Here is a 21,357-nt window from a genome sequence, read left to right as displayed (position 1 = left end):
TACAAACAATTATTGAAATTTAATTTACAATCATAGCAAGAAATAGCCACAGAGTCCATTCAAAAGCCTTATTTTCTTTGTAAAAACGCAATGCTTTTGTTATGTTATTTTGAATTTTGCTTTGTTTACAAGGGTTTTTACCATTTATGTGATGCTTCGCTCAATTTTAATGTTGAAAAGAAAGTCAAATTGATGACCGTCTTTTCATTAATTTTGCAAGAATGAATAACCCTAAAGCGTGGATTCACTTGAGAAATCAAAGGAATACAGTGGAAGCAAAGTAGAAATGGGTTTCCCATTTTAATTCGTCTCGTTTGAACTTTATCGATTGAAACCGGTATGGCAGAAAATACAACAACAGATCTTTCAGTAAAATCGGGTGTAGGAAAAAAACTCACTCGCGATTTTATTCTTGCAGCCACAATCCCTGCCTTTGTTGGAGGATTGCTTTTGGTTCTTGTGATGCTTTACTTCGCAGGGCTGCTTGTTGATCAATCAAGCCGCGAAACAGATCGTCAGAGTCAGGGCCGACTTCAAGAACACTCACGAGTTCTACAGAATATTGTAACACAAAAATTGCAATCCATACAAGAAAATGTTGCTAGCGAAATCAGCAATGATTATTACGCCCTCATTGTTTCACCAAAACAAAATGCTTTGAATCCTGCTGATACAAAAGATAAGAAAGCACAAAAAACCGCGCCAAAAGAAGAGGTCTCAAGTCCTCGCGGAAAATCAGCAAAAGATTTTTTATATGCTCAAATGCGTAAAGCGATGACCACTTATGGTTTAAGTATGTTTACGCTTTTAGATAAAAATGGAAATGTGGTTTTACGAGCAACGGATTCTACCCGTTACGGCGACGATGTCTTCCGAATTGATTATTCAAGGACAACAAAGGGCGCCGTTGCAATGTTAAAGCTTGTAGAAACTTCGCTTCAAAATGGAAGAACAACAACTTCTTTCGAATTATATCCCTCTGAACTTTTAAGCACTGAGCTGGTCATTAACGAAAACATGATTCCGGGTGTAACAACGCCTCAAAAAAACACTTTGGCCGACCAAGCAAAAATTGATGCAACAGCCTTACAAGGTCAAGTCACCAAAGATGACCGAGGGTTAATGCTAAGCACGGTTCAACCTATTCGAAATATCGAGGGGCAAATCGTTGGCTGCGCGATTGCAGCAAAATTATTGAACCGAAATCCGAAATATGTACTCAGCGAGTATCATCAAATTGTTCCTGAAGATATTTCAAAAGCAGGTATTACGGTTGACGATATGCGCATTATTACTTCTGAAACCGCGGAAAATAATGCTGCCGCAGAAGGATTTAGAATTCCTGAAGAAATTTGGAATAAACTTGGCTCAGAAAAGGAATATTTCTCCCGCGGTGCAAGTACCAATGTGATGCAGAAAGCATTTTCACAATACGTTGGAATTAAAAATAGTCTTGGAAGCTCGATCGGAACTTTAATGGTGGCAAGCGATTATGAGTTTTTCAATAAAGCGATCGAAGAAGAATCTCAAAGCTACAAAGCCCTGATGCTTTATGCCGCCATATTGTTTCTTATTGTAATTGGCTCAGCGGCCTTTGTGAGTTACTCCTTTGCACGTCGCCAAACCAATCGAATTTCTGCTTCACTTGAAGACATCAAGAATTTGATGAAAAGCGTTTTGGCAGGAGACTTTAACGCAAGGTCAAACATTTCGTCTGGTGATGAATTCGAAGAAATCTCTGAGCAATTCAACGAAATGATTCGACGTCTTTCGGCCCTGATCGAAACAGAAACTGAGCGAGATGCGATGCAAAAGCAGCTAACGGATTTGCTTATCGTTGTGTCGAACTCCGCAGAAGGTGACTTTACTCAGCGAGCAATTGTGACCGAGGGTGCCTTAGGAGCATTGGCCGATTCATTTAACCTGATGGTCGATGACCTTGGAAATCTAATCTCGGAAGTTCAAACGGCCGCGGAGCAAGTGCGTGAAGCAGCATCGGAAATTTTATCTTCAACGGAACAAATGTCGCGTGGGGCAGAAGAGCAGTCAGTTCAGGTTGCGAACGCGTCGGCGGCCGTAGAAGAAATGGCGGCGTCTATTCGGCAGGTTGCGATGAACGCTGACTCTGCAGCAGAAGCCGCTCAGCGTGCTGTGCAAGTGGCACAAACGGGGGGTAATACCGTTGTGGAAACCATCGAAGGGATGAGACGCATTCGTACAACCGTGCAAGATTCAGCACAAAAAATTAAATCACTTGGGGAATCATCACTCGAAATTTCCAAGATTGTTCAAACCATCGAAGACATTGCAAACCAAACAAACCTTTTGGCGCTAAATGCGACAATCGAAGCTGCACGAGCCGGTGAAGCCGGGCGCGGTTTCGCTGTCGTTGCCGATCAGGTTCGCGAACTTGCAGAACGCTCCGGAAAAGCAACTAACGATATCTCTCAGCTGGTGCAAACGATTCAATCGGAAACGCAAGACGCTGTGTCAGCAATGGAACGCGGAACGCTTGAAGTGGAACGTGGGACAAAACTTGCAGACTCCGCGCAAAAGGCCCTTGAAGAAATTCGAAACGTGGTCAATCAATCGACAGAATTGATTCAAGAAATCTCCTTGGCAGCTAAACAGCAAGATATTGCTTCATCGGGGGTTGTGAGCGCAATGGCGGAAGTATCTCAGATTGCAAAGCAATCGCTTTTAGGGTCAAAACAATCCGCTCAACTTGCGATGCGGCTCAATTCTATTACTCAGCAGCTCTCTCGATCTGTGGCTCGGTTTAGAATTCCTCAATCTCGCCTAACGCAAGAAAAGATTGGAGAGTCTCCGCTTGAAATGATGCGTCAGGCGGCAAATCAAGGGGTAAGCGACGGTGTATTTAAATCTTCCGGTGCTTCAGCGGGAGATGATTCGAACCTTCCTCCGCTTCAAACCGCCGATGATTTATTTTTGGAAGATGATATTCCAAACTTGAAGTAACTGCCGTCTTTTTGAAAAACACGGCTAATCTTGAAATTTAGAGATAAAAAGGAATGGGATATTTTGGATTAGGGACATTACCGGTGCGAGGCGAAAAAGCAGTCAAGAAAACTGCGACTGCTCAGCCTTATGCCTTGGCAAATGAAACACTTCGGCTTTTTATCTCCGATATTGGTGAGCGAATTCGCGAACTTCGCCGTTATTACAATACCCAAAACAATTCCATTATTCTCGAGTTTCTCTCCAAACTTTCATCAAGTCAAAATCCGGTAAGTGACCTTGAACTCATTGATTTAAGTGAATTTTCAGATTTATTGCAATTCCTTAGGGCTACTCGTGATAAACTTCAAGAAGAATTTGTAACCGAATCTTCACCGGCAGTCTATCAAACACTCACCGAAAATTTAGAATCAACGGCTGAATATATAAATGAGATTCTTTCAGGAGTTTATCAGAATTCAACAGCCTTATTGCGACTTGACGATTATGTCAGTGAAACACTTCGGAAAACGGAGCCGGTTGTAGAAGAAGCAGATTCCTTTGAAATACCGGCCTTAAAACCGATTGAACCAATCGTAACAAATTTTCGCCCACCCGAACCCTTTGGGTTCTCTCTCGCTGAATTATTTGAAAACGGAACGAACGGTACTTATGATGATATTCCACAACCTGCTGTAAAAGCGCCCGTCTTAAAGCAGCCTGAGATTTTGCAAGCACCGACTTTCCACGATTTGTATGTCGTGATTGCTGAAACCATTGATCATATTTGCTTAAAGAAGAATAAATCGGATATAATCGCAGAGGTGTTTCGACAAGGGCAAAAGGTAGGCAGTGCAGAAAGCCTTTATCAATACCTAAAGCAGTTTCAATTTATTGATGGCATTTTAGATTTCATTGATTTCCTCCATTCAAACGAAGGCGTATCACGGGCTTCGATTTCACGAGAATTGACTGAACAAGTGAGCGCTCATCTTATCTCAATTTTCGAATCTGTACTCGACCACTCCGCGACGAAACTTCAAATTGAATCCATCCTATTTCCGCAAGGCGTTTCATTACCCGATTTCACATCGCTCAGCGAAACCGAGTCAGCCTTAGAAGTTTTAAGCCATACCGAACCACTGAAAGAATCTGTTGAGGCTTTACCTACATTTGATTTAGATGACTTAACCTTTGACCTCGAATCGAATTCCACGCTTTCAACAGAACCGTCAGAGCAAAACTATGCGCAATTCGCAAAAGCAATGCTGGAGCAAGTCGCTTCACAATTACCCTCTGAAAGTGCTGCTGCGAAATCGTTCGTGAATACAATGCTAAAAGCGAGTGATGTCCTCACCGCTATTGCTGAATCCGGTATCGGGGAATTTTCCCTCTTCGGTGATTATTTAGGAGAATCTTGGCTGAAGAAGGCGACACTTGATCAATTAGAAATTAGAAAAAGCGAATGGGTGACTCGGTTGTTACGAGCGGTTCAGCAAGAATTTATGGCACAAACAAGCGAGGAAATTAAAATCCTTGAGCCATTGAGCGAGTTGCATGAGCCAGTTGAACTACCACCACTCGATGATTTAAATCTCACTGAGTCATTTGAGGTGGATTCAGTGATTGAAGCGTTTAGTCATAACACCGCTTCGCTCGAAGAAAAAGCGGATGATTTACCATTGATTTCGTTGGGTGACCTCACCGAAAGTTTAGATGTAGTTGATCAAAGTTCAAATCAAATAGCAGAACCGCTTCATACATCTCTCTTGAATGAGCCATCTCAACTTCAAAAAGAAAGTGACGAGAACACATCTTCATTAAGTTCGTTACCGGAATTAACCAACATCTTTGAAGATGACTTTGAAGGAAAGCCGCTTGAAGAAACTCAAAGCGATACGCCTTCGGATAATACCTCTATGCTTCTGACAACGGATAATATTTTTCTCAGAGATGATGTCCCTCCTTCGCCTCAAGCGAAAGCATATTCAGATCTTCAATATTCGGCAATCCTCAAAGAGGCGATTCGAAAATCGCAATCAAGAATTCCTCGCTCACAGTATGGATTGAAGGCCATTGATTATTTGCAAAACCTTCAAGAGGATGACAATCTGCTTAACACGCTCGAGGAAGAACCCTACCGTGGAACAAAAGCACTCTACGAATTATTTATAACTGCAAAAAGCAAAGGCCAATCGCCGGTATCGCTTGCGAAGCCTGCCGAAGAACTGGGTGTGATGCTTTCGGGTGAGTTACTGGCGTTTTATGCAAAAAATGAAGTTGCCGATTCAGAATTGGAAGAAACCGGTTTCAGTATAGGTGATTTTATCGCAACTCCTGAATCTGATGACAATTTGCCAAACCTCACCGATGAATCAGATGAGATGGTCGTTGAAACTGCACCAATTGCAATTCAACCTCCTCAAAGCAATCATCTTGACTTTGATGATTATGATGATGATATTCTCACCGTAAAAAAAATGCCGTCGAAGGGAACTGTTTCAGAACCTGAGGAATCGCTCTCTACCGAAAAACCAAATCCCGATGATGAACGGCTCCATCAAAGTCCTGAATCTGAAACGATATCTGAACTAAGCCAAGCAAATGACGAGCTTTTTGGGATTGATGACAACTTTATTCTCGATGATTCTTCACTAACCTTAAGTGATTCTGCGCTTGATCAACCAAGCGAATCAAAATCAAAAGACCCCCTTTCATCGCTTCTTTCAAAAGCAACGCCGGAGCAAAGTGACCAAAATCTTGGTGTTGATTCATTGGGTGCCGATTTGCTATTGCCCGAGGATGATGTATTTACACTGAGCACACCCGAAGAAAATCTACTCGCTAAAGACTCGAATCAAGAAAGCGAATCAAGTTTGCAAAACGAGTGGGAACAACAAAACTCCTTGCCTGCATTTGATTTAACTTACGAACTCAGTGAAACTCCATCACTCTCATTTGCTGAGAAAGATGAACTTTCTTTTGAAACAACAGAAGTATTAGAGGAATCTCCCCTTGAATCGATGCCTGAAATTCAAGATGAAATGCTGGAAGATTTGCCTCTTCTTTCCACGGAAACTCAGCTGACAAACGATGCATTTGCAGATTCGTTGCTTTCAAATGAAGATATGCTTTTTGATGACATTGCCGAACAAGCCCCGCTGTCTCAAGAGCAAACCGATACAAAACAAAGAAATGAATTGAAATCAATCAGTAAACTCTCTGATAAATCCACCGAATCGAATGCTGAAGATTTGGCAATGGGCGAGGATTTAGTGCTTGATTTTGATGAAGGATTTCTCTTAAAAGAAACTGATGATGAGCTTTTAGGGAATCCCGAAATCGAGACAGCTTCAGAAAAGGAAAGTCCAAAACAAGAAGAAATTCTTTCTGGTTTAGATCCAGTTAGCGACCTTTTACCCGAAACCGAGTTATCCTTTGATACCAATGAACCGGATTTAAATTTTACTACCACCGAACTTGAACAAGAAACGGCGCCGGTTCAAAATAACGGATTGGATTTTAGTACACTAAATGCCGACATCCAACTCTCCGACCTTTCGGATGAGAATATCGAACTCAATGCCATTAAGGATGCGATTCTCTCCAGCCTAAATCCACAACCGGAAAAAAGAGAACGCAATACAAATTTCGTTCCTGACGAAATCCAGCAGATATTTTTGGAAGAAGCAAAAGAATATCTCGAAAAGCTGAATGAAGACTTGCTCGCGTTGGATAAAGTCGCAGAGACGGTTCAAACCGATTTGGTCCACCGTATTATGAGAGGGTCTCACACCTTGAAAGGCTCTGCTGCGATGGTTGGACTTAAAAATATTGCAACACTTGGCCACAAAATGGAAGACTGCTTGCAAGTGGTTCGCGATGGAAATCTTCCGGCTCAGAAAGTTCTTTTGGATGCCTTGTTTCAGGCCACCGATGCGCTCACCTTTATGGTGAATGAATTCAAAGAAACAGGAAAAGATGATTTCGATCATCTCGATGAAATTACCCAAGTTCTTGCTGGTTACACTCAAGAATTGCAAAAGAGCGGTAAAATTTCAGTAGCAACAAGTGCCCAAAAAGAAGTAGCACAGGCTCCTGCCAAAAAATTTGTTCCCGATGAAATCCAACAGATCTTTTTAGATGAAGCCAAAGAATACCTCGAAAAGCTAAGTCAGGATGTTTTAGAATTGGATAAGCTGATTGGTACCGAACAGCCTGAATTGGTCAATCGTGTCTTGCGCAGTTCACACACCCTGAAAGGCTCTGCAGCAATGGTGGGTCTTAAGAATATCAGCGAACTTGGGCATCATATGGAGGATTGCTTGCAAGTGATGCGCGATAGAAATTTGAAAGTTTCTCGTGAAGTTATCGACCTGCTCCTGCCTTGCAGCGATATGATTGCAACATTGCTTAAAGATTTTCGCGAGACCGGCGGTGATTCAGGGGGCAAGCAAGCTCCGTTTGTAAAAGCACTTGGGAACTACACGGAGCAGTTGAAAACAGTAGGAAAGATTACTACGCCTATCAATATTACTGAATTAAAAAAATCAGGTTCAGAAACCTTGCAAAGCCAAGGGCAAGAAGCCGAAGGTGGTCAAGGAAAACGACCGGCGATTGCGGCAGAACAAACCGTTCGTATCGATATCAAATCGCTGAACTCGCTCGTGAACCTCTCTGCAGAATTGGTTATTTCACGTAACCGGTTGAATAATGAATTGCACACACTCCAAAAGTTTATCAATCGTGTGATTAAAGACCGTACGCAACTTACCCAAGTTGCAAAAAAGGTCAATACGATGATTCAGAAGTCAAATGAAAGCAAGGAACTTGAAAAAGCCCAAGCTTTCAGCAGCGAAGTGCTTAGAGAGTTCTCTGATACAGAGTTCGATCGATTTAGTGATATGGATATCATTAATCGCGATTTGAAATCGACAATGCTCAACTTAGACGACTCGATTTCAGACCTTCGCGATATCACATCCACATTTAACCAAAATATTGCAAAGGTTACCACACTTGCCAACGACTTCAACCGCGAAGTTGTGACGATGCGTATGGTGCCCGTCAAGCAAATGTTTACGCGCTTCAACCGTTCCGTTCGCGATATCGCTAAAACAGAAGGAAAGGAACTCAACTTCACAACGGAAGGCGAAGAAACAAAGCTCGATAAAAACGTGATGGAAGAAGTTATCGAGCCCGTGATGCACATCGTCCGTAATGCCATTGGCCACGGAATTGAAACGCCAGAAGTCCGGCTCGATAACGGTAAAGACCCGATGGGAAATTTATCAATGCGTGCCTACCAAAAAGGAAGCCGATTTATTCTTGAAATTGAAGATGATGGCGGCGGAATTAAAGTGGCTAAAGTAAAAGCAAAGGCCTTAAAGCAAGGAATTATTACACAGGAAGAAGCCGACCGGATGTCAACCGCCGAAGCCTCCGCGCTCATTTTCAAAGCTGGATTTAGCACGGCAGATAAAATTACCGAACTTCAAGGACGGGGCGTCGGGCTTGATGTCGTTGCCAATACCATCAGAAAATTAAAAGGCAGTGTGCATATCGATTCTGTTGAAGGAAAGGGAACTAAATTTATGATTTCACTGCCCCTTACGCTTGCAATCGGTCAAGCGCTTTTGGTAGGTGCAATGAATCTTACTTATGCCATTCCGCTTGAAATTGTCACAGAGACTGCGTTCGTTTTAACCGAAACCGTTGAAACGGATGAGGATGGAAAAAAATGGATTAACCTTCGTGGGGACCAAATTGAACTTCGCTATCTCAACGCCATCTTAGGTGATTCCTCAGATGCGATGCAGTTTAAGGCAAAAGTTGCTGTGGTCGTCGTGGAAATTGAAGATGTGGGTAAATTTGCGATTGCTGTTGAAAAGCTTGGAAATAAAGAAGAAATCGTTGTTAAGTCACTCGGCAAACATCTTCGAAATGTTAAGGGCGTTATTGGTTCTACCATTTTGGGCGATGGTCAAGTGGTTATCATTTTAGATATGGAGTATCTCCTCAAGTCTGAAGCCGCACGTGCAGATGTGGGTGTTTCTGTTGAAACTGCACCGGTTGAAGTAGAACCGGATACACCGCAAGTGGTACGCAAAAAGAGAAAAGGCGAACGCATCTTGGTGCTGCATGCCGACGACTCACCCTCCGTACGCAAATATGCCTCGTCCGTTCTTACTCAAGCCGGGATTGATGTCGTTTCCTGCGATGACGGGCTCAATGCGCTTACACGCCTTCCGAAAACACCCGCCGATATTATTATTACCGACCTCGAAATGCCTCGTATGAACGGCTTCGAATTGGTCTCGGAAATTCGAAAAATGCCCGAATACAAAGATATTCCCATCATCATCGTCTCTGCTCGTGCCGGCGATAAACACCGCCGTACCGGTCTTGAATTGGGAGCGAATTCATTCCTCAATAAACCCTTCGACCCGCAGCAACTTATTGAAACGATCGAAAATTATATCGCCTAAACACAATCGGTAAAAAAAAGGTCGGAACAATCCGACCTTTTTCATTCTATTCTTTCGCTGTTAACGGTAATCCACCTCTGAGGAATCGCCCACATTCACTCTTCTGAAATTACCGACAATGGTTGCATTGTTGCCAACAATCGATTGCTTCATCAATAGCCCCTCAACTTTCGCGTTTTCACCAATAATCGAATTCTGAATCATTGAATCCTTCACCATCGCTTTGCTGGCAATTGTTGCATAAGGACCAATAATTGAATTGGTGATAACGGCATCCTCTGCAATGTAAACCGGCGGGTTCACGATGCAACCAAAAAACTCACGATGCCGCGGCTTATGATTCAAAAGCTTTTCGTTAGTGTAAAGCAAAGTATCCGGCTTGCCACAGTCGTACCAGCCACTAACAGGGAAGGTGGAAAATTTCTCCCCCCGTTCAATCATCAGTTGCAAGGCATCCGTTAATTGAATTTCACCTTTGGTGCGAATATTACGATCAATGTTATGCTGAAGCGTTTCAATCAGGAGATTCGGATTCTTGATATAATAAAGTCCAACAATCGCAAGGTTTGAAATTGGAACTTCAGGCTTTTCGACAAGTTTTTTAACGAAGCCGTCCTGTACTTCGGCCACGCCAAATCGACGGGGATCCTCTACTTCTTTAACACCCAATGAAGAATGCTCTCGCTTAAACACCGAGGAGAGTTCAACCTCAAAAATTGTATCGCCTAAAATGATAAAGACAGGATCATTTCCAAGATGCTCACGCGTCATCCAAATGGCGTGGCCAAGCCCTTGTCGCTCTTCTTGCTCAATAAAAGTAAATTTGATGTCGTAATTTTGTGTCAGGTAATCTTGAATCATATCGCCTAAATAACCGACAATCACTACTGCTTCTCGAATACCTTCTTCAATGATTTTATCGATAATATGTCCGATGATCGGCTTTCCGGCGACATTTAACAGAACTTTTGGTAATGTATAAGTATGAGGGCGAAGCCGGCTTCCAACTCCGGCAACAGGAATAATTGCTTTCATAAAAAATAAAGAGAATTGTGCGCATTGCGCGAAAATGAACATTGAACTTCAAATTAAGAAAAAAACCGAAGCCACAATGTGAGGAAATCATCAACCGTTCGCCAAAACGATGAAGGGAATTCCAAGATGGAAGAACAAAAAAGAAGTCAGAAAAGGAAGGCGACAAACAAAAAAGCAAAAGGCTCAAACCGAAAACCAAAAGAAATTGAGATCAAAACCGCAACGCCAAGGCGCGATGCGTTGATTCATCTTCAATATGAACTTATGATTGAACGCAAAAAGTGGATCAGAGGCGAAAGCTCAGTTGAGAAAATGAGAGAAAAGGCATCTCGATTTATTCATGCCCTTGAAACGAGGTATCGCGATAAATTTGAATCAAAACGTGGAATCAAATTCAAACTCCACCCCGCGGAAATCATCGCAATGCCGCTCTTCTCAAAAATGGAGTAAAGAATGAATTGAGGAATGAATTGACGAATGAAATTAGAAAAGGAAAAGGATAAAAAATGGTTTGAAACGCAACGTGTATATTACGCGGTTTAATCGTTTTAACGGTCTCTCCCGAAATCAATCAGCTAATTGCAAATTGAATGCCTGAATTTAGTCATCAAAAGGAAATAGAAAGCTCAACCACTGAAATGGAAAACATTATTGTGCGCGGGGCAAAAGTGCACAACCTGAAAAATGTCAGTGTTGAAATCCCAAGAAACAAATTGGTGGTAATTACCGGGCTTTCGGGGTCTGGGAAATCAAGCCTCGCCTTTGATACCATCTATGCCGAAGGGCAACGGCGGTTTATGGAAACACTTTCGTCGTACGCTAAACAATTCGTCGGCGCAATCGAACGCCCCGATGTCGAGTATATCGATGGACTTTCACCCGTGATTTCGATTGAACAAAAAACCACTTCCCGTTCGCCGCGTTCAACAGTTGGAACAATTACTGAAATCTATGATTTCATGAGGCTCTTGTATGCCCGTGCCGGAACCCGTTACGACCCCAAAACCGGCCGGAAACTTGAAAAGCAAAGTGAAGCAGATATTCTCTCCGCGATTCTTTCTTTGACAAAAGGCACTAAAGTTCAACTCTTAGCCCCGCTTGTTTCGGGAAGAAAAGGACACTACCGCGAGCTTTTTGAAGATGTGATGAAGCGCGGCTTCACAAGGGTGAGAATCGATAGCGAAACAGTGGAACTTAAGAAAGGACTGAAGGTCGATAGGTATAAAATCCACGACATCGCGCTGGTTGTTGATCGCTTCATTATTGCTCCCGATATCAAAGATAGGTTGAAAGATGCAATCACCTTGACGATGAAACTCTCCGAAAATAAAGCGTCAATCATCTGCGAGACTTTAGGAGAACTTGAAAATAAAGATCTCTACTTCAGCAAAAATTTTGCTTATTCCGATGGCTCTAGCTCCCTGCAAGATTTAGCCCCAAACAATTTCAGTTTTAACTCGCCCTATGGTGCTTGCCCTCGCTGCGAAGGCTTGGGCGAAGTAATGGAACTTTCGGAATCGCTCATCATTCCCGATTTAACCAAAACCATTGCCAATGGTGCATTGGCTCCGCTCGGCAAAGAAGGGCGAGACAATACTTGGCAATTGATCAAAGCCTTGTCAAAAAAATATAAGTTTGCCATTGACACCCCAATTGAAGATTTGCCCAAATCGGTTTATGATATTCTGATGAAAGGGGCGAAGGAATCGATTGATGTTACTTACAATTACGGCGCAAGAGAATTTAAGTACCCACAAGAGTGGAAAGGCATGATTGACTATGTCCGTCAAATTCATACTACAACCCAATCCACCAGTGTCCGCGAGTGGGCAGAAGGCTTTATGCAAAAAGAAGCTTGCCCGGAGTGCGGCGGGGCAAGGCTTCGCAAAGAAAGCCTCTTTGTGAAAATCAAAGGGAAAAATATTTCTGAAATTTCTGACTATTCCATTGGTGAAGCCAAGGAATTTTTTGAATCGCTTCCCGAAACAATTTCGGGAACAGAGAAAACCATTGCTGAGCCAATTATTGCTGAAATCACCAAAAGGCTTGGATTCCTGCTCAATGTCGGGCTCGGTTACCTTTCCCTTTCACGCTCTGCAGCAACCCTTTCGGGCGGTGAAGCACAGCGAATTCGCTTGGCATCACAGTTGGGCTCTCAACTAACGGGTGTGCTTTATATTTTAGATGAGCCATCTATCGGCCTTCATCAGCGCGATAACATCAAACTCATTCGTTCATTGCTTGACCTTCGCGACCTTGGTAATAGTGTTCTCGTTGTGGAGCACGATAAAGAAACAATGCTTTATGCCGATCATATCATCGATATGGGCCCGGGCGCCGGAGAACACGGCGGCGAAGTGGTGGCTCTTGGTACAATGCAAACCCTTGCTGAAATCGGAGAAAAGAAATCATCAACCATCGGCTATCTCAATGGCACACGACGGATTGATGTGCCACTCTCAAGGCGTGAAGGAAATGGAAAGAAAATTATACTGAAGGGGTGCACCGGTCACAACCTGAAAAATGTGACTCTCGAAGTGCCGCTTGGGAAGCTTATTGCCGTAACGGGTGTCAGCGGAAGTGGGAAATCCTCGCTCATCAATGAAACGCTTTACCCAATTTTGGCCAATCACTTCTACCGCTCCCGAATGCTCACCTTGCCTCACAAAGGGATAGAAGGATTAAAGGAAATCGATAAAGTCATTGATATTGATCAATCGGCGATTGGCCGAACGCCGCGCTCAAATCCCTCAACCTATGTGGGCGTTTTTACTCTCATTCGCGATTTCTTTGCCACTTTGCCAGAAGCGCAAATTCGTGGGTATAAAGCTGGGCGATTTAGTTTTAATGTCGCCGGTGGCCGCTGCGAAGTGTGCGAAGGCGATGGAATGAAGAAAATCGAAATGAACTTCCTTCCGGATGTCTATGTCCTCTGTGATGTTTGCAAAGGAAAACGCTACAACCGCGAAACGATGCAAGTGCATTATAAAGGCAAATCCATTGCCGATGTGTTGGATATGACCATCGAAGAGGCCGCCAATTTCTTTCAAGATTTCCCACGAATCCGCCGAATTCTTTCAACAATGGAAAGTGTTGGACTTGGCTATTTAAGGCTCGGGCAATCGTCAACCACCCTCTCCGGCGGTGAAGCACAACGCGTGAAACTTTCAACCGAACTCGCGAAAATTCAAACAGGTAAAACACTGTATATTTTAGATGAGCCTACAACCGGTCTCCATTTTCAAGATATTCAGCTCTTGCTCGATGTTTTGCAACGCCTTGTTGAAAAAGGAAACACGGTGGTTGTGATTGAGCATAATTTGGATGTTATTAAACAAGCAGATTGGATAATCGACTTAGGCCCTGAAGGCGGTGCAGGCGGTGGTGAGATTGTCATTGCAGGTACACCCGAACAGGTTGCTTTGGAGGAAAAATCAATTACCGGGAAATTTCTCAAGAGCGAATTAGAACAATCGGAAAAGCAAACGCAAGACTAATACTTTTGGCATACTTTCCTTCTAACTGTAAGTTTTAGTAAAGAGAAAATGAAAAGAATTTTCAATAGTTAAAAACCGAAAAATTATGAACATCATCCTTAAAAACGCCCTCGTTTTCATTCTTGCCTTTGTCTTGGGCAGCATCGCGAATATGGCATTGATTTTATTGGGTGGTGTATTGATTCCCTCTCCGGCAGGCGGCGACACCACAACAATGGAAGGCTTAAAAGCCGTGATGAGTCAAATGGGGCCGCAGCATTTTCTTTTTCCCTTTTTAGCGCACGCAGTGGGTTCGCTGGTGGGTGGATTTATCGTTGGGAAATTTGGCGAGAAAGTCACGCTTTATTTGGCCATTGGTATCGGCGCATTGTTCTTTGCGGGAGGCGCATTCAATGTGGCCGTGTTGCCCTCTCCGTTGTGGTTTACCATCCTTGACCTTGCTGTCGCCTACTTTCCAATGGCTTATTTCGGTTATTTCCTCTCCGCCAAAAAGCCGAATTGAAATATTCATAAGGAAATACATGTTGATGTGATACTTGAAAATCCCCCATCAATTCTTGCCAATATTAAATTTCTATATGGTATTTGTTCCCCCCGAAACCACTTAGTATTTTTAAAAATGTTCTCTCACAATCTGCCCAAACTCTCCAAAAGTTTCAATTCATCGGTATTCAATTCACTCGTTAGTATTGTCAGAACTTTGGTCAAAGAGTTCAATGCGATTGGGAGAAAATCAAAAACGACTATCGGGTAGTTAACAAGTGCCCCTGCTCGAAGTTGAAAATTTGGGCACTAAAATAAAGGAGAAAAAATGAAATCGATTGTTATTCTTACAGCGGCAACTGTGTTTTTGACTTTCACCGGCTGTGCGTCGATAATGAGTGGAAGCTCGCAAGACATTGCAATTTCAAGCACACCGAGCGGAGCTTCGATTACGGTTAATAATGTGATACTCGCCAAAACACCCGCAAAAGTAAAATTAAAACGAAAAGACGAACATAAAATTAAACTCGATCTCGCGGGATTTTTACCTTATGAAGTTGTTCTTACAACTTCAAGCAACGGATGGGTTTGGGGAAATATTCTGTTTGGAGGATTGATTGGGCTTGCGATTGATGCCATCACCGGCGCGATGTATTCCCTTGAGCCGAATATCATTAATGCAGAAATGAAAAAGGAAGAGATTGGGGCAATCCCCGATGCCGATCTTTACATTTCAATCGTTTTGAAAACTGAGCCCGGCTGGAAAAAGATTGGTCAGTTAGAAAAAGCGAAATAAAGAAAAATTGATCAGAAAAGGCGGCTTTTCCACTTCAGACCTGTTGATTTTTTTATTCATTACACGATCTGAATTAAAAAAAGGACTTGACAAGAATTTGTTTCTCTTTTTATATTTCATTGTAGGGTAACTACTGGCATAAGGCATAGGGAAGCGCATTGATTGCTGGGTGTCAATGCGCGGATGGTGGAGGAGATGCCGCACTTGTAAAAAGTGCGGCATTTTTTTTGTTCCCACCAATGAAACAAAAATAGAAAAAAGGACTTGACAAGAATTCGGTTCGCTTTTTATATTTCGGTGTTTTCTATTGGTATATGTTATGTAGGAAAAATGCACTGAATGTGGTTGGTCAGTGCGTTTTATTGGAGGGATGCCGCACTTTTGAGATGGTGCGGCATTTTTTTTAACAAACTCGTTTCGCAGCAGTTCTTTTCCACCATTGTAAATCGAAGAGACTTCGAAGGAATCACATTGAATTTATCTGATGCCCTCTCTGTAATTCAACAGTTACAAAATGAAGACCCTACGAGGGCGAGGGTTCTCTTCACAAAAGGGTATCAACCGTTAATTCTTCAGTAGAAATTACTCACAGCAATGCCGGTCAAATACAACTTACAGTTCAATCACGTCTCGCGTAAACGCAAGGAATTCATTGCACGAGTTCGTCCCAATCATGTCTATAACACTGAAAAAATTATCCGTGAAATGAAATCCTACGGAACAATGGTCTCCGAAGCGGATGCAAAGGCGGTATTGGATTTATTTTTTCATGTGGTCACAGAAGTTGTGGCAGATGGGAATTTTGTGAACCTTCCGCTCGTCAATATTCGCGTGGGAGTTTCAGGGGTGTTCGATAGAAGCACTGATCGATTCAATGCAAAGCGGCATAAAGTGAAAGCAACCCTTTCTGCCGGAAAGCTGCTTTATAGCAAAATGGAAACCCTCACGGCAGAAAAGGAATCCCAAGCGCCGGCGGCACCAGAAATTTTAGAATTTCTTGATATCGCCTCAGAATCTCAAAACCAAATTCTTACGCCTAAAGAAATTGGGAAAATCAGAGGAAAACGGTTGAAGTTTGATCCAAAGAACGCAGAGGAGGGAATCTTCTTCATCAGTGAATCCAACACCGAAACGAAAGCAACCACTGTTGCCACACGCACCGAATCGAAACTCATCTTTCAAATTCCTGCGCTCAAGCCCGGAAAGTATTGGCTCGAGGTGCGGCGTGCCTACACCAAAGCAAAAGCAATTCGCACAGGAACAATGGTCAAACCCTTGCAAGTCTTGCTCCCCAACAATTTGCCTTAAAGGGCGCTGCAAAGCCTCAAAGTCAACCAAAAATCAAGGCTTCCAAAAGCAGAAAAAAGGCTATTCTAAAGCTATTTTTAAGTTAAAAACATTTTGTTTTTAACCTTAAAACAATTTGTTTTATGCCTATAAATTTTTTGTTTTAAGCTTAAAAACACTTTTCCGAAGCCTTCTGAAAAAGTCACTTTTGCCTTAAAAACAACGCGGGAAAGCCTTGAGGTGAGCAAGAGGAAGGGCGAGAAACAAAAAAAATCTATTTTCAAATACCCGTGTTTCTTGTATATTTGCGGCTCTTTTCTCCAATCGATGTTGAGAAAAGAACGATTCAGACGGGTGGCGTGAAGCGATGAAACAAGAGAGAGATAGCGAGAGAGAAAAGGAGAAGAGTTCTGAGAAACATAGCGGAGATGCCCGCGTGCCAAAGGAAGTTCAATCTTTTCCGCCGTTAGTGAAAATCAAAATCACCGGCCTAAGCCTTGGCAAGCATACTTATGAATTTGTGCTCAAAGCCGTCGAATTCGGAGATCAAGAAATCTCAGAAGAAGCCTTTCCGGGCGAAATTTTCGTTTCGGTGGCGTTATCGAAAATGCAGGATGCCATTTTCGCTGAAGTTTGGGTAGAGGCCGAGGGATGTGTTCCGTGCAATCGATGCCTTTCACCAATTCAAAGACCGCTCTACAGTGAATGTTCTGTTGCGATTCTCTTGCATCAAGACGCCAAACTGACCAAAGAGGAAGAATCGATTGCCGATGATGTTCGCTTGATGAAAAAGAACGATTCGGAAATTGACTTGACAAGGGATGTCCGTGAAGCCCTGCTGCTTTCGATACCGATGCGAAATGTCTGCCCGAAAGTTTTGGCCGAAGACCCGGAAGCAGACGATGAAGAGATTGAAGAAGCAGAAGAATTTATCATACCGGACTGCCGCTACGAAGAGTCAGAAAAATGGCGTAAGGAATTGCAAGACCGCAATCGTGAAGCCGCCGTTGAAAGCGAATGGTTAAAAGCCTTAAAACAGTTAAAAAAGAATTAAGAGAGAAGATTTAAGTGACGAAAAGTTGGGTGTCGTGATTTCATGATTGAGAAATCGATGGTCAACGCAAACTGAAAAGCAGCAAAAGATTATTCATAACTAAAACTAAAAGAGGAAACAATGCCAAATCCGAAACGCCGCATGTCGGCATCTCGCCGCGATAAACGCCGCGCCCAATTTAATGCCAAGCACAGTGTTGCACCGGCGCTCGCCGTTGATAGCGCAACCGGTGAAGCACACCGTCCGCATCATGCGCATTGGGTTGGCGATAAGCTTTACTACAAAGGCCAAGTGGTAATGGATAAGAGCAAGGTCAATAAAGAAACCAAGTAAGGTTTAACTTTTGTGGGTTTTAACCCCAAATGGCGCAACGTATTCGACCAAAAAGCTCAATACCCTCGGGTATTGAGCTTTTTTTATTGAGCGGCTTTTATAACTTTGCGCCTTGATTCAAAAAAATGTGAAGCCCTTTTGAAGTCATTTCAAAATGCGGCGGCTTTAACCATCAAGCGAAAACCACAAGTATGAAAATTGTCTTGGATGCAATGGGAGGCGACTTTGCGCCGAAGAATGAAGTGCAAGGGGCATTAATGGCGCTCCGTGCCGCATCGAATCGCTTTGAAGTTTTGCTTGTTGGAGATGAGGCAAAGCTTCGGCCACTTCTCCAAGAGAATGGATATTCGAACGAAAAACTTACAGTGGTTCACGCTTCCGAGGTCATTACAATGTCGGATTCACCGGCACTTGCAATGAAGCAAAAGAAAGATTCCTCAATGGTTCGAGGTCTCACGCTTTGCAAAGAAGGAAATGGAGATGCTTTTGTCAGTTGTGGGAACACGGGCGCACAAATGGCCTGTTCACTCTTCATTTTGGGTCGAAGCCAAGGCGTCTTGCGGCCAACCATCGGAACGCCTTTCCCAAGTGAAGCGAAGAATATGATGATTTTCGATGCCGGTGCGAATGTTGATAGCAAACCCGAACACCTATTGCAATATGCCGAAATGGGCAGCATTTATCAGAAACTCGTCTATGGCAACCCGGCGCCGCGTGTGGGTTTATTGAATATCGGCGAAGAAGAAACAAAGGGAACGGATTTGATTCAAGAAACCTACGGCTTGTTAAAGGAAGCCTCTGAAAAAGGAAAAATCAATTTTGTGGGAAATATCGAAGGGCGCGACATTTTGATGGGCTCCGCAGAGATTATTCTTTGCGACGGCTTTGTCGGGAACATTGTGCTCAAATTTGGCGAAAGCGTTCCGAAATTCCTCAAGGCGCGATTCGCGGAATTTGCTAAAAAGAGCCTCTTCAATAAACTCTTGATTGGCCTCATGCGCCAGCCGCTACGCGCAATGTTTCGCACTTGGGATCCGAATGAATTTGGAGGCGTTCCGCTTTTAGGGCTGAACGGAGTTTCGCTGATTTCGCACGGAAAATCTTCACCACGAGGAATTATGAACATGATCTTTCGTGCCGAGGAAGTGGTGAACTTGGAAGTCACCAAAAAAATTGCCGAAGCATTAAGGAAAGAGAAAGTTTAATTATTAAACGGAAACTCTTTATCTTCCCCCTATCAACAAAACAACATTGACATATGCTGCAAAACATTCGAGACCCGAAAAGGGCTTCCCTGTTTACTCTATTAATTTTCTCCCTAACTGTTCTCTTTATCGTAAGTTGCGGTAAAAAGGAGAATCAAAAATCCGATAAACCGGCGGTTGCGGAGTACCTTGTCTTGATGAAAGAGAAGGAAAGCGGTAAATACGGCTATATGGATAGTAACGGAAATACAGTGGTTCAACCGATTTACTTTGAGGCAGGAAAGTTTTCAAGTGGCCGAGGCCGCGTGAGGCGAAATCAAAATGACCCGTTTATTTACATCGATGCCACTGGCCGCGTTGCAATTCAAAGCGAATTTGTGGATGCGCGTGATTTTTCGGAAGGACTTGCCGCGGTGAAATTGGGCGACTTGTGGGGCTATATCGATACCACGGGAAAGGTCGCGATTGAACCGAAGTTTCAAATCGCAAGCGAATTCGACCACGGACGCGCCAAAGTTCAATTGAAACAAGATTTTAACGGGAAGACAATGGTGACAACGGTTGAAATCGACCCGAAAGGGAATTTGCTGGATTAAATCAAGGCACCCACAACACCTAATGAATATTGATTTTTCACCTATTTAAAAAAAAGGTTATTTGCGGGTGAATGGATTGTCTGATTGATAAAAAGAATCATTTTCCCAATTCAAGGGGTTGGCGATGATATAATGATGGATGCGTGTGTATTCCTTTGGGTTACGAATAATATGATCGTGAAAACGCGATTGCCATTGAAAATCAGGATTGATTTTTCGGATTTCAAATGAACACCGGCCTTTATACCATCGGATGATTCGGGATAAATTATCATGATTCATTGGATTTTTATCGCCGGTAATCCCGCCGGATATTTTGTTCCCGTTATTGTTTGCGTTATCGTCAGGGGTTTCGTCCCGTAGAGACGCGATTAATCGCGTCTCTACAATATCCGCGTTATCAACGATATTGGCGTCATCAACAATATCCGCGTCATCAACGATATTGGCGTTAACAACGGTATCCCCATTCCCATCAAATTCCGTGGTTTCACCGTTGGGTTTTGGTGGATGGGGTTTATTCGGATTATTGATAATGATTATTCCGTGAATATGATTAGGCATCACAACAAACGCCCCTAAAGCCGCATAGGGAAATTGGTGAGGAATTTCGGCCCAGAATTTTTCAGCAACCTTACCTGCCGGGGTTAGATTCAATTCCTTTTGTATGAATCGTTTTGCTAACTGATATTCACGATTCGCAACAAAATTATTCGGTGATGGATGAATAGGAACAATTTCCCCAAAATGATGAACCCTATTGTGCGTGCAAATGGTGATAAAATAGGCGGCATGATTGCCATAATCCCACCAAGAGGCACGCGCTGAAGGAATCCGGTATTTGTTACGAAATTTATCCATCCCGTACAATTTTTTTACACCAACCTTGGAATCACAAAAATGTCAATGACCATTGCCAGCATCGAAATGCCGTGAATCAGAACGCCTGCCCATACATTCTTCGTTTTTGCGATCACATAGCCGTTGATGATTCCCAAGGGTAAGGCCATCATTGCCAGCATTCCTCGCTCCTTAAACCCAACCGGCGCAACCGCAAAATGATTGACCACAAATAATAAGGTTGTCAGTAAAATTGCCCAATGCTTATTCATGCCCCGCTCAAGTAATGACGAAAGCATCAGGCCTCGCCACAAAAATTCTTCACCAATGATGAGAATTGGAAAGAGATAAAGAAAATTCATCCCGACAAGGATTTCTTCCATTTGCCCCATCGGTGCACCGCCTCGCTTGAGATAAAAGAAGGTGTTCACAATATCCATCGCAAAAAGAAAGAAGCCAATTGAAAGACTCCATTTTAGAACTTCACCGAAGTTTTCGGAAGTGATAAATGACGGTTTCCAAGAGCCTTCCAATCGAGCGACATAAAACGCAAGCCCAATTGCGCCAAGCACATATAAAAACAATGCAGGCCATTCTTTCAACGGAGTGAAGTGGCCGATGAACCCCAATACCCAAACCGTGAGCATCAATTCGAGGGAATATTTTAAGCGGCGGTCGGCGGCGGTTTCGGAGGTGAAAATTGATAAACCAGACATAATGAAATGCAATTTAAAATGTGTTCTCAAAAAAAAAGCCCCCACAGCCCCAAAAGGCCGCAGAGGCAA

General features: G+C 43.1%; 14 protein-coding genes. 11 read left to right on the top strand and 3 right to left on the bottom strand.

Translation table 11 applies throughout. The features are described 5' to 3' along the window. The first annotated feature begins 339 nt into the window (after positions 1-339). Positions 340-2,979, top strand: a complete 2,640-nt coding sequence (locus SFU91_03765) for a methyl-accepting chemotaxis protein (protein ID MDX2128132.1) — start codon at positions 340-342, stop codon at positions 2,977-2,979. 53 nt (positions 2,980-3,032) lie between these two features. Beyond that, positions 3,033-9,446 carry an Hpt domain-containing protein gene (locus SFU91_03760; protein ID MDX2128131.1) on the top strand — a complete coding sequence of 2,138 codons (6,414 nt, stop codon included), beginning with the start codon at positions 3,033-3,035 and terminating at the stop codon, positions 9,444-9,446. A 60-nt stretch (positions 9,447-9,506) separates the two neighbouring features. Here SFU91_03760 and SFU91_03755 read toward each other — a convergent pair whose 3' ends face one another. Continuing rightward, positions 9,507-10,481, bottom strand: a complete 975-nt coding sequence (locus tag SFU91_03755; protein MDX2128130.1) for a sugar phosphate nucleotidyltransferase — start codon at positions 10,479-10,481, stop codon at positions 9,507-9,509. A 78-nt stretch (positions 10,482-10,559) separates the two neighbouring features. Here SFU91_03755 and SFU91_03750 point away from each other — a divergent pair, with 78 nt between their 5' ends. The 9 genes from SFU91_03750 to SFU91_03710 all read left to right on the top strand — a co-directional run bounded on the left by SFU91_03750 (position 10,560) and on the right by SFU91_03710 (position 19,732). Beyond that, positions 10,560-10,931, top strand: a complete 372-nt coding sequence (locus SFU91_03750; GenBank protein MDX2128129.1) for a hypothetical protein — start codon at positions 10,560-10,562, stop codon at positions 10,929-10,931. A 140-nt stretch (positions 10,932-11,071) separates the two neighbouring features. Beyond that, complete coding sequence (uvrA, locus tag SFU91_03745; GenBank protein ID MDX2128128.1) at positions 11,072-13,978, top strand: excinuclease ABC subunit UvrA; 2,907 nt, start codon at positions 11,072-11,074, stop codon at positions 13,976-13,978. Positions 13,979-14,063: 85 nt separating this feature from the next. Continuing rightward, positions 14,064-14,480 carry a hypothetical protein gene (locus tag SFU91_03740; GenBank protein ID MDX2128127.1) on the top strand — a complete coding sequence of 139 codons (417 nt, stop codon included), beginning with the start codon at positions 14,064-14,066 and terminating at the stop codon, positions 14,478-14,480. Positions 14,481-14,789: 309 nt separating this feature from the next. Next, a complete protein-coding gene (locus tag SFU91_03735; protein MDX2128126.1) occupies positions 14,790-15,257 on the top strand; it encodes a PEGA domain-containing protein in 468 nt (155 codons plus the stop codon). Positions 15,258-15,851: 594 nt separating this feature from the next. Beyond that, positions 15,852-16,565 (top strand): DNA-binding domain-containing protein, encoded by a 714-nt coding sequence (locus SFU91_03730; GenBank protein MDX2128125.1) that lies wholly within the window; start codon positions 15,852-15,854, stop codon positions 16,563-16,565. A 346-nt stretch (positions 16,566-16,911) separates the two neighbouring features. Further along, complete coding sequence (locus SFU91_03725; protein MDX2128124.1) at positions 16,912-17,598, top strand: DUF177 domain-containing protein; 687 nt, start codon at positions 16,912-16,914, stop codon at positions 17,596-17,598. A gap of 120 nt (positions 17,599-17,718) precedes the next feature. Then, positions 17,719-17,931 (top strand): 50S ribosomal protein L32, encoded by a 213-nt coding sequence (rpmF, locus tag SFU91_03720; GenBank protein MDX2128123.1) that lies wholly within the window; start codon positions 17,719-17,721, stop codon positions 17,929-17,931. 191 nt (positions 17,932-18,122) lie between these two features. After that, entirely contained in the window at positions 18,123-19,136 is a 1,014-nt protein-coding gene (gene plsX / locus SFU91_03715; protein MDX2128122.1) for a phosphate acyltransferase PlsX, read from the top strand. 53 nt (positions 19,137-19,189) lie between these two features. Further along, entirely contained in the window at positions 19,190-19,732 is a 543-nt protein-coding gene (locus tag SFU91_03710) for a WG repeat-containing protein (GenBank protein ID MDX2128121.1), read from the top strand. A 57-nt stretch (positions 19,733-19,789) separates the two neighbouring features. On the opposite strand, the gene SFU91_03705 is transcribed toward SFU91_03710, so the two are convergent. Beyond that, positions 19,790-20,593, bottom strand: a complete 804-nt coding sequence (locus SFU91_03705; protein ID MDX2128120.1) for a transposase — start codon at positions 20,591-20,593, stop codon at positions 19,790-19,792. Between the two features lie 14 nt (positions 20,594-20,607). Then, complete coding sequence (locus tag SFU91_03700) at positions 20,608-21,288, bottom strand: CPBP family intramembrane glutamic endopeptidase (protein MDX2128119.1); 681 nt, start codon at positions 21,286-21,288, stop codon at positions 20,608-20,610. Positions 21,289-21,357: the final 69 nt, after the last annotated feature.

It is taken from the genome of Chloroherpetonaceae bacterium, assembly GCA_033763895.1.
Lineage (GTDB): Bacteria > Bacteroidota > Chlorobiia > Chlorobiales > Thermochlorobacteraceae > JANRJQ01.
The sequence above is the reverse complement of the archived record's forward strand: the minus strand, read 5'-3'. Positions and strand labels throughout refer to the sequence as shown.

What these genes read in the sequence shown, in the direction of transcription:
- SFU91_03700 (MDX2128119.1), bottom strand. Translation starts at nt 21,288, where the DNA reads ATGTCTGGTTTATCAATTTTCACCTCCGAAACCGCCGCCGACCGCCGC.
- SFU91_03760 (MDX2128131.1), top strand. Translation starts at nt 3,033, where the DNA reads ATGGGATATTTTGGATTAGGGACATTACCGGTGCGAGGCGAAAAAGCA.
- SFU91_03740 (MDX2128127.1), top strand. Translation starts at nt 14,064, where the DNA reads ATGAACATCATCCTTAAAAACGCCCTCGTTTTCATTCTTGCCTTTGTC.
- plsX (MDX2128122.1), top strand. Translation starts at nt 18,123, where the DNA reads ATGAAAATTGTCTTGGATGCAATGGGAGGCGACTTTGCGCCGAAGAAT.
- SFU91_03710 (MDX2128121.1), top strand. Translation starts at nt 19,190, where the DNA reads ATGCTGCAAAACATTCGAGACCCGAAAAGGGCTTCCCTGTTTACTCTA.
- SFU91_03730 (MDX2128125.1), top strand. Translation starts at nt 15,852, where the DNA reads ATGCCGGTCAAATACAACTTACAGTTCAATCACGTCTCGCGTAAACGC.
- SFU91_03725 (MDX2128124.1), top strand. Translation starts at nt 16,912, where the DNA reads ATGAAACAAGAGAGAGATAGCGAGAGAGAAAAGGAGAAGAGTTCTGAG.
- SFU91_03735 (MDX2128126.1), top strand. Translation starts at nt 14,790, where the DNA reads ATGAAATCGATTGTTATTCTTACAGCGGCAACTGTGTTTTTGACTTTC.
- uvrA (MDX2128128.1), top strand. Translation starts at nt 11,072, where the DNA reads ATGCCTGAATTTAGTCATCAAAAGGAAATAGAAAGCTCAACCACTGAA.
- SFU91_03705 (MDX2128120.1), bottom strand. Translation starts at nt 20,593, where the DNA reads ATGGATAAATTTCGTAACAAATACCGGATTCCTTCAGCGCGTGCCTCT.
- SFU91_03765 (MDX2128132.1), top strand. Translation starts at nt 340, where the DNA reads ATGGCAGAAAATACAACAACAGATCTTTCAGTAAAATCGGGTGTAGGA.
- rpmF (MDX2128123.1), top strand. Translation starts at nt 17,719, where the DNA reads ATGCCAAATCCGAAACGCCGCATGTCGGCATCTCGCCGCGATAAACGC.
- SFU91_03755 (MDX2128130.1), bottom strand. Translation starts at nt 10,481, where the DNA reads ATGAAAGCAATTATTCCTGTTGCCGGAGTTGGAAGCCGGCTTCGCCCT.